The sequence below is a fragment of the Staphylococcus simiae genome, assembly GCF_002902085.1.
GTDB lineage: Bacteria > Bacillota > Bacilli > Staphylococcales > Staphylococcaceae > Staphylococcus > Staphylococcus simiae.
This window is the reverse complement of the sequence record NZ_PPQR01000036.1, coordinates 20,579-30,836: the sequence shown is the minus strand read 5'-3', so window position 1 is coordinate 30,836 and position 10,258 is coordinate 20,579. Positions and strand designations below refer to the sequence as shown.

The 10,258-nt window shown below is 28.9% G+C and carries 7 protein-coding genes and 1 pseudogene; all 8 read left to right on the top strand.

Annotated elements, in window-relative coordinates; translation table 11 throughout:
* Positions 1 to 812, top strand: a pseudogene (locus CD113_RS05740) (RNA-directed DNA polymerase); the annotation flags it as partial.
* A gap of 160 nt (positions 813 to 972) precedes the next feature.
* Entirely contained in the window at positions 973 to 1,833 is an 861-nt protein-coding gene (locus CD113_RS05735; protein ID WP_002464584.1) for a hypothetical protein, read from the top strand.
* 259 nt (positions 1,834 to 2,092) lie between these two features.
* Positions 2,093 to 2,188 carry a type I toxin-antitoxin system Fst family toxin gene (locus CD113_RS05730; protein ID WP_088177500.1) on the top strand — a complete coding sequence of 32 codons (96 nt, stop codon included), beginning with the start codon at positions 2,093 to 2,095 and terminating at the stop codon, positions 2,186 to 2,188.
* A gap of 191 nt (positions 2,189 to 2,379) precedes the next feature.
* The gene (locus CD113_RS05725; protein ID WP_002464586.1) at positions 2,380 to 3,228 is read left to right on the top strand and encodes a hypothetical protein; all 849 of its coding nucleotides are present in this window, start codon (positions 2,380 to 2,382) and stop codon (positions 3,226 to 3,228) included.
* Between the two features lie 282 nt (positions 3,229 to 3,510).
* Complete coding sequence (locus tag CD113_RS05720) at positions 3,511 to 6,300, top strand: type I restriction endonuclease subunit R (RefSeq protein ID WP_002464588.1); 2,790 nt, start codon at positions 3,511 to 3,513, stop codon at positions 6,298 to 6,300.
* A gap of 51 nt (positions 6,301 to 6,351) precedes the next feature.
* Positions 6,352 to 7,908: a type I restriction-modification system subunit M gene (locus CD113_RS05715; RefSeq protein ID WP_002464589.1), complete on the top strand. Its 1,557-nt coding sequence runs from the start codon at positions 6,352 to 6,354 to the stop codon at positions 7,906 to 7,908.
* A complete protein-coding gene (locus CD113_RS05710; RefSeq protein ID WP_002464590.1) occupies positions 7,901 to 9,121 on the top strand; it encodes a restriction endonuclease subunit S in 1,221 nt (406 codons plus the stop codon). Before CD113_RS05715 ends, CD113_RS05710 begins: the two co-directional genes overlap by 8 nt.
* Positions 9,122 to 9,635: 514 nt before the next feature.
* A complete protein-coding gene (locus tag CD113_RS05705; RefSeq protein ID WP_002464591.1) occupies positions 9,636 to 10,229 on the top strand; it encodes an LPXTG cell wall anchor domain-containing protein in 594 nt (197 codons plus the stop codon).
* The last annotated feature ends 29 nt before the right edge of the window (positions 10,230 to 10,258 follow it).

The following is a 10,258-nucleotide window of genomic DNA, read 5'->3' as shown; positions in this document are numbered from 1 at the left end:
ATAAATTAAAAAAAGTACTATTCAATCCATATAAAATAATTAGATATAGGGATGATTATAGAATTTTTTCTAATTCTAAAGAAGATATTTATAAAATAGCTGAATTATTAAACGATGTTCTAATAGACCTTAACTTCAAACTTAACTCAAAAAAAACTGTTTTTTCTGAAGATATAGTTATAACATCAATTAAGAAAGATAAAATTGCTTATCAAAAAATAAAAGCAACTTTATATTTAAAAGATTTAAATGGTAAAATACATTTTCAACTGACTCTACAAAAGCATTTGCTTCAAATATTAATTTTTAGTAAAAAATACCCTAACACAGGGAGTGTAATTAGAATGTTAAGTGAGTTTAATAAATGGAGAACATATAAAATAAAAGAAAATTATACTTCTAAAAATCGAAATGATTATATTCAATGTATAAGTATTGTATTAGATATCATGATTAACAATACTAAAACGATACCTTTATGTATCTCTATAATTAGTAAATTTATAGTATTATTAGATGAAAAAAATAAAACGGAAATCATTGCAAATATTAAAGATAAAATAAATGGTATACCAAATACAGACTTAGTAAATATTTGGTTGCAACGATTAACTTTAAATTACAATCTACAAGAAACATTTGATACTGATATTTGTAAACTTATAAGTGGAGAAAAAGATACTATATTTGATAAGAGTTGGATAAAAACAAAAAAGTATAAGATTAATGATATTGAAATAATAAATCAAGAATTCATTAAAGAATTAAGCCCAGTAATAAATAATGAGGAAGTAGCATTATTTAATTATTAATGCGACTTTATAAAAGTTTAGTTGGAAAAATTTACTTTTTGTAATAGTAGTATTTATAAAAAATAGATTATTAATAGTTAATAATTAAAAAAATATCTATATATGTGAAAATCTTAAAAAGCATGATTAAATTTAAATGCTAGGAGTTTAGTTTACGAATATGGAAAACCGGAACTATCACAAGGTAATAATTTGTATGTTGATATTAAGTAGTCTGATTTTAATATGTAACTTTTTTTGGGGACATAATAAAGATACTCTTTTAGATGAAAGTTTAGTTTCTACTTTTGCATTTTTATTGTTAATTTTAACAGCTTTAATGCAAAACGTAGATTTAAATATTCAAAAAAAAGAAATGGCTGATAATACTCAAGCTTTAAGAGAACAACAAAAGGAATTAAAAGAAAATAATACACAAATCAAATTTTTTCGTACATTAGAAACTATGAACAAAATTAAAACGGATTTAAATATAATGGATAAAGAAAATAAGATATATATTAGTGATTATACAGATCCAGGTAAAGAGACTATTAATATAAATTTAAGTCGATTTGAATATATTGAAAAAGTACTTAAAAGTAATATTTTATACTATTATAACTATAACAATATACCAAATAGTATTATGAAATATTATGATGATTGTGTAAAAAGAGTAGAACCTTCAAAAAATATTGAATGGTCAAATAAGTTGAGGGTAGTACGATCATTAATCGATTTAGAGAAACTACATACTAACGATTTGGAGAGGGGAATAAATGACCATATTAATGAAGTATTAAAAAAAATAATTTCTGAAAATGATGTGAAAAACGAATTTTATATATTGCTTAATCTTCATGAATATATACTACAAATAACTGAAGATACAAAAAATAACGAAAATAGTTTAAGAAGTCTTTATATAAGTACACTGTCTGAAAGTGAAAAAGTAGTATATAGATTTTTAGGTAGAAAAGCACTCATTAAAGATTTTTTCACGCCGTTTAGCCAAAATTTAGTTTTAAAGAACGAATAGTCTCTTATACTCCTAAAAATTCCCATTACTATTCGATAATCCAAGGCACTGAATCACAAAAGCACTGTAACTTAGTTTGGAAATAATATTTTAATGGTGAATATGATTATACAATACGTCATTATCAAGGTCATATTGCGGATAATAATAAAATCACTTATCAGAAGCCACTTATCATCGTATGTTCGTAGATGATATAATAATGAAGTCGCCTATCTCTCAGGTGTCAATTTAGATGCAGAGAGGAGGTGCATACGCGATGTCTGAAATCTTTGTAAATATCATGACCACAGCAGCAAGTGGTTGTCTCGTTGCGCTATTTGCGCATTGGCTACGCAAGCGTAATAACAAATAGGCGACTAGTCACACCGGAAAATCCCCTTACTATTGCAGTAGTAAGGGGATTTGGTGCATACATGCCTGATAATCTTTGTTAAATGCATTATAACATTATAATAGTTGCAAATGCAAAATATACAATATAAAAGGGAAAATTACGTGATGTATAACTTCCTTTAAATAACTAAAAAGGGAAAAATGTAAACTATGAATATGATTATGTTAATTGTTGCTATTATTACTATGATAGTAACATGTGTCTCAACGGGAATTGCAGTATATCAGTTAAGAAAGTTAAATATTGAGAAAAATAATGTAAATATCAACATTAAAAAGCTTTACATTCAAAAAATTCAAATCAATACAAAGTATATAGAAGATAATTTACTTAGGTTTGAAAAGTCTATTGAGAGTATTACAAAAGGAAAAGAAGATAAAGAAAAATATTTACTAAATATAGACTGTTTGGCATATTATATTACTTCAATCAACAATGAAAGTTTTGAAGAGGTTTTGAAAGCTTTAATAGAGGATACAGAGGATTTTATAAAAATATCCACGGAAAAACAAACTCACCAATTAAATAAAGCATTTAAATTACATTGTGAATTAAAAACACTTTTAAGCAAAATAGAAAATGGTAATTATGTAATTAGTATTATGTTTAAAGATTTCGATAAAGCTCTTCAAGAAGACTATAAGAGAATTAGTTTTTCTGAAGGAGTTAGTATCTCTTTGATACAATATCCAAATATTTTGAACTTTTATAAAAAAATCAATTCAAGATTTACATATAATGTGTTATACCATCCACCAGGAAATCCATCTATTTTAACATTTGCCACACCCAAGATGTATTATGGAAAACAGATATCAGCAATTAAAGAAAGTTTAGGTATTTATGGAGATAGAGAAATACAAGATATTCCATATATTTCTATAAATGAAGTAAGTGAGAAAGGTGATTTTAAGTTATTAATGCAATCACTTAATATTGATGAGACGATAAAATTACTTAATTCTATAATTAAAAATATCAATTTCATGTTGAAGTAAAACAATTTTGTTAATAACACCATAAAAGTCACGTTATTGAACATCAACCTCTAACGTGGCTTTTCTTCAATTCCTAATCTTTCAATCACTCCACTTCCTCGAACTTCACTTCCTAACCTCTCAACATTCACATTTCCTACAACTACACTTCCCAACCTCTCCACCGCCACACTTCTCCCAAATACAATTCCTCGCCCAACAACATCATCAATTTATTTATGAATAAGGCCTTCTACTATGGTATATTTTAATAAATAGTAGAGAACGAAGGATGGATGTACAATGGCTTATCAAAGTGAGTTTTCTTTAGAAAATGAAATGATGGATCAATTAATTTCAAATGGCTATGAAAGGGTATCAATTAAAAATGATACACAATTATTAGATAATTTCCGCATGATTTTAAATGAGCGTCATGCTGATAAGTTGGATGGGAAACCGCTGACAGATAAAGAATTTCAACGTCTATTGACTATGATCAATGGTAAGGGGATTTTCGAAAGTGCACGTATCCTAAGAGATAAACTCCCACTTAAACGTGATGACGAATCGGAAGTTTACTTATCATTTTTAGATACGATAAATTGGTGTCAAAATAAATTTCAAGTCACAAATCAAGTTTCAGTTGATGATACATATAGAGCAAGATATGATGTTACGATTCTCATAAATGGTTTGCCGTTAGTTCAAGTTGAATTAAAACGTAGAGGCGTAGATATTAATGAAGCCTTTAATCAAGTTATGCGTTATCGTAAGCAAAATTACACAGGTTTATTCCGCTATATACAAATGTTTGTTATTAGTAATGGTGTAGAAACACGTTATATTTCTAACAATGATGGTGAAATTTATAAAAGTCATATGTTTTATTGGAGCGATAAAAATAATCATCGAATTAATACGCTTAACGATTTCACAGACTCATTTTTACGACCATGCCAACTTGCTAAAATGATTTCACGATATATGATTATAAATGAAACAGATAAACTATTAATGGCTATGAGACCATATCAAGTTCATGCAGTAGAAGCATTGATACATCAAGCTACAGAAACAGCTAACAATGGTTATATTTGGCATACGACAGGTAGTGGGAAAACACTGACGTCGTTTAAAGCAAGCCAAGTATTATCACAACAAGAAAATATTAAAAAAGTGATTTTTCTGGTAGACCGTAAAGATTTGGATAGTCAAACCGAAGAAGAATTTAATAAGTTTTCTAAAGGCGCTGTTGATAAAACGAATAATACCTCACAGCTAGTACGTCAACTTAATGATAAGAGTTTGCCATTAATAGTGACAACAATTCAAAAGATGTCTAAAGCGATTCAAAATAATGCAGAGGCTTTGGAACAATATAAGACAGACAAAGTTGTTTTTATAATAGATGAATGTCACCGTAGTCAATTTGGAGATATGCATCGCATTGTCCGTCAACATTTTAATAACGCCCAATATTTTGGATTTACAGGTACGCCACGTTTTGAAGAAAATAAAAGCCAAGATGGACGTAGTACCGCAGATATATTTGGCAGATGTTTACATACTTATTTAATCAAAGATGCCATTCATGATGGTAATGTTTTGGGGTTCTCAGTTGATTATATTAATACGATTAAAGGTAATGAAATTGACCAAGACATAGACGAATTGGTTGAAGATATTAATAAAAATGAAGTATGGTTAGCTGACGACAGAGTTGAGCTCATTGTTAGACATATCATTGAAAATCATGACAAATATACACGAAATAGACAATATTCTAGTATTTTAGCAGTACAAAGCATTCCTGCATTAATAAAATATTATAAAATGTTTAAGAAAATCAACCAGGAATATGATCAGCCATTAAACATAGCTGGCATATATTCTTTTAATTCAAATGAACAAAGTAAAGAAGAAATGACTGATGAAATATATGCGCGCGATGAGTTAGAAGTGATGATGCAAGATTACAATAAGCAATTTGACACGAACTTTTCGACAGATACATTTCAAGAGTATTTTAATCATGTCTCTAAAAATGTAAAAAAAGGTATTAAAGATAGTAAAATTGACGTCCTCATTGTAGTTAATATGTTCTTAACAGGATTTGATAGTAAAGTTCTAAATACCTTATATGTAGATAAAAACCTCAAATATCATGACTTAATACAAGCATATTCACGTACCAACCGTGTTGAGAAGGAAACGAAACCGTTTGGTAAAATCGTCAACTATCGTGATTTAAAACAAGCAACAGATAAAGCCTTGCAATTATTCTCACAAACAGAAGATACTGATCGAGTATTAATGAAAAGTTATGATGAATATCGTGCAGAATTTGCTGATGCTTTAGCAGAATTAAAAGCGATAGCACCAACACCACAAACTATAGATAGTATTCAAGATGAAGAAGAACTAAAAACGTTTGTAGAAGCCTATCGCTTAGTCTCTATATTAATACTTAAAATGAAAGCATTTGATGAATTTGAATTTAATGTTTCAAGCATTGGAATGGAAGAACAAGAATTTGAAGATTATAAGAGTAAATACTTTGCGATATATGACAGAGTGAAACCTAAAAGGGGCGACAAAGACAAAGTATCAATATTAAATGACATTGATTTTGAAATTGAAATATTACGTAACGATACCATTAACGTATCTTACATTATGAATCTTGTCAGACAAATTGATTTATTAGATAAAGTTGAGCAGCAACGTAATCGAGAACAAATCAGACGTATATTAGATACTGCAGATGATCCTAAATTACGTTTGAAACGTGACTTAATTAAAGAATTCATTGATAAAGTTATACCTGATTTGTCTGAAGATGATGACGTTGATGAAGTATATATGGCGTTTGAAAATACTAAACGTGAAGAAGACTTTAATGACTTTGCAGATAAAAAGTCATTAGATGAAGACATGTTAAAAAGGATTACAAGTGAATTTGAATACAGCGGTATTCTAAATAATGACAAGATAAAAGATTTAGTAACAGGTATGAAACTAAGAGAAAAAAGACAAACAAAAATAGCTATAGCATCATTTGTGGAAGAGATGACAGAGAAGTATAGCTAGCTGCAAGCATATTGAATGTAATAATCATTAAATAAATGGAGGAATAGTACATTGTCTATTACAGAAAAGCAACGTCAACAACAGCAAGAATTATATAAACATCTATGGTCTATTGCCAATGATTTAAGAGGCAATATGGATGCCAGTGAATTCCGTAATTATATATTAGGTTTAATTTTCTATCGCTTTTTGTCTGAAAAAGCTGAAGAAGAAGTGGCAGAAGCATTAGCTGATGAAGATATGACGTATGAAGAAGCATGGAATGATGCAGAATATAGAGCAGATCTGCAAGAAGAATTGATTGAAAATGTAGGTTACTATATTGAACCGCAAGATTTATTTAGTACGATGGTTAAAGAAATTGAAAATCAACGTTTCGATATTGAACATTTAGCTCAAGCGATCCGTAAAGTTGAAACATCAACTTTAGGACAAGATAGCGAAGAAGACTTTATCGGTTTATTCAGCGATATGGATTTAAGTTCAACACGTCTAGGTAATAACGTTAAAGAGCGTACAGCATTAATTAGTAAAGTAATGATCCATTTATCAGAATTACCATTTGTACATAGTGATATGGAAATTGATATGTTAGGTGACGCCTATGAATTCTTAATTGGACGTTTTGCGGCAACTGCAGGTAAAAAGGCTGGTGAATTCTATACACCACAACAAGTGTCTAAAATTTTAGCGAAAATTGTCACACTAGGTAAAGATAAATTAAGAAATGTTTACGACCCTACGTGTGGGTCAGGTTCACTGCTGTTACGTGTAGGTAAAGAAGTTAAAGTATATCGCTATAATGGTCAAGAACGTAATAATACAACTTATAACTTAGCACGAATGAATATGTTGTTACATAATGTCCGTTTTGAAAACTTTGATATTCAAAATGGAGATACTTTAGAAAATCCTGCTTTCTTAGATGAAAAATTTGATGCTGTAGTTGCTAATCCACCATATAGTGCCAAATGGTCTGCGGATAGTAAATTCAACGAGGACGAGCGCTTTAGTAATTACGGTAAGCTAGCACCTAAATCTAAAGCTGATTTTGCGTTTATACAGCATATGATTCACTATTTAGATGATGATGGCACAATGGCGGTAGTCTTACCTCATGGTGTCTTATTCCGTGGTGCTGCTGAAGGCGCCATTCGTCGTTATTTAATAGAAGACAAGAACTATTTAGATGCAGTGATTGGGTTACCAGCTAATATTTTCTACGGTACAAGCATTCCTACATGTATTTTAGTCTTTAAAAAATGTCGCGAAGCGGACGACGATGTTGTATTTATCGATGCATCACAATCATTTGAAAAAGGTAAAAATCAAAATCATCTTACAGATGCTGATGTAGATAACATTGTAACGACTTATCAAAATAGAGAAACAATTGATAAATATAGTTATGTAGCTTCATTAGAGGATATTAAAGAAAATGATTACAACTTAAATATCCCTAGATACGTCGATACATTTGAAGAAGAAGAACCTATTGATTTAGAACAAGTACAACAAGATATAAAAAATGTCGATAAAGAAATTGCTGACGTTGAAGCAGAAATTAACGATTACCTGAAAGAACTAGGGGTGTTGAAAGATGAGTAACAAGAATAGAAATATCCCTGAATTGAGATTTCCAGAGTTTAAAGGTGAGTGGGAAGAGAAGAAACTGGGGGATATAGCAAAAAATATGCAAAGTGGAGGAACTCCTAAAACATCTATTCAAGAATATTGGGATGGAAAAATTCCTTGGATTCAAAGCTCCGATTTAACTAAAGATGATTTAACTAGAGTTAAAATTCAGAAATATATTACTTTGAAGGGTTTAAAAAATTCATCTGCTAAACTAATTCCAGCTAATTCTATAGCTGTTGTTACAAGAGTAGGGGTAGGAAAGCTCACTTTTGTAAAAGAAGAATATACAACCAGCCAAGACTTCTTAAATTTATCTAATTTAAATATTAACGTTTATTTTGGATTGTATAGATTATATATTTTATTGAAAAAAGAAGCCAGTAGTTTACAAGGAACTTCTATCAAGGGAATCACTAAAAATGATTTATTAAATAAAAAAATAATAATACCTCCCATAAAAAGAGAACAACAAAAAATTGGTAATTTCTTTAATAAACTAGATCAGTATATTGAATTAGAAGAACAAAAGTTAGAATTACTAAAGCAACAGAAAAAAGGCTATATGCAAAAAATATTTTCACAAGAATTACGATTTAAAGATGAAAATGGTAATGATTATCCTGAGTGGGAAAATAAGAAAATAAAAGAAATAGGCAACATTCATACTGGAAATACTCCTAGTAAAAAAGAGAAAAAATATTGGTATCCAGAAGAACATGTTTGGATTACACCGTCTGATATAGGAGATTCTAAAGATTTGTATAATAGCAATTATAAATTGAGTAAAATAGGATATGATAAAAGAGCTATAAAGTTACCAGCAAATACTTTGTTAATGACATGTATAGCCAGTATAGGGAAAAATGGAGTTCTTAGAGTTTCAGGGTCATGTAATCAACAAATTAATGCTATAGTACCATTTAAAAATATAAATATAGATTATCTCTATTATATTTCATATTCACTTTCTAAGTATATGAAAATGATAGCTGGTCAAACAGCTACTCAAATTGTTAATAAATCAGCATTTGAACAAATTAAAATTTACTTACCTTCATATCAAGAACAAACGAAAATTGGTAATTTCTTCTCTAAACTAGATAATTTAATTGAAAAACAATCATATAAGATTGATTTATTAAAACAACGTAAAAAAGCCTTTCTACAAAAAATGTTTGTCTAATTCTTCGAACACAATAGGTAAATGTTAAATTAGTCAACACGAAAAATTATAATACACATAAATAAAAATATTGAGATCATCACTACTAAAATCTGACTATTTCAAATTTCAGACTCTATAATAAATCGGACTAATGGAAAATTTTTTAAGTTATTTTCTATTAGTTCGATTTTTAAATTTTGAATCTAAAGAGCATCATATTTAAACACAAGTTCGTTTGTTATATTAAGATATTAGCCATTTTTATCATCTCTTATATAACATATTTTATTTTTTAAATAAATGTATCAAAGCTGTGAATTAATTTTATGGTTTGTCTATTGTTGTTAATAATGACATATTGCGTATAATCAAAAAAGAATGATTTTTTAAATATAGACACAATATTGTTGTATTTACAAAAAATAATCTAACAATTATTAAAATATTTCAATTTATAATTTTGTTAATATGTCGCTTGTGTTAAAATGAATGCGTATTACATATATTTTAATAAGTTTAGGGGGATTTAATTATGAAAAAAGTAGGAATTTTAGGAACAACAGCATTAGCAGGAACGTTATTATTTACAGGTATTAGTTCACATGAAGCAAATGCTGCTGAATCATCAGTAAACGCAAATAACGCCCAATCTATTGCAACTCAAGTTTGGAAAGAAGACGGTAACCAACCTGAGCTTGTCGATTTCAAACAAGCTCAAGATAAAGGAGACTATTACTTACTAGTTTATAATAATAAATCACATGTAGGTAATGGTGCTGTTAGAGTATATAAAGATGGTACTGTAGAAAGTGGATCAGGAGTTTTAGCTACAGGTGATGAAGGTGAATTTTACAAAAATGGCAAATACCAATTTGATGATGTAAATAATAATGACCAAACACAAACGCAACAACAAACTACTACTAATAACAATGTAGTAGCAACTCAAAATGGTCAACAAACACAAGAGCAAACAACTTCTCAAACACAACAACAAGAGCAAGCTAAAGAATTACCAGCAACTGGTGAAGAAACTAATACTGGTTTTGTAGCATCAATTGCTACAGCATTATTAGCAGTTGGTTCATTACTAACATTTAAACGTTTTTCTAAAAATAATAAATAAATTTTTAACAAGCTACTAGCCTGCAATGA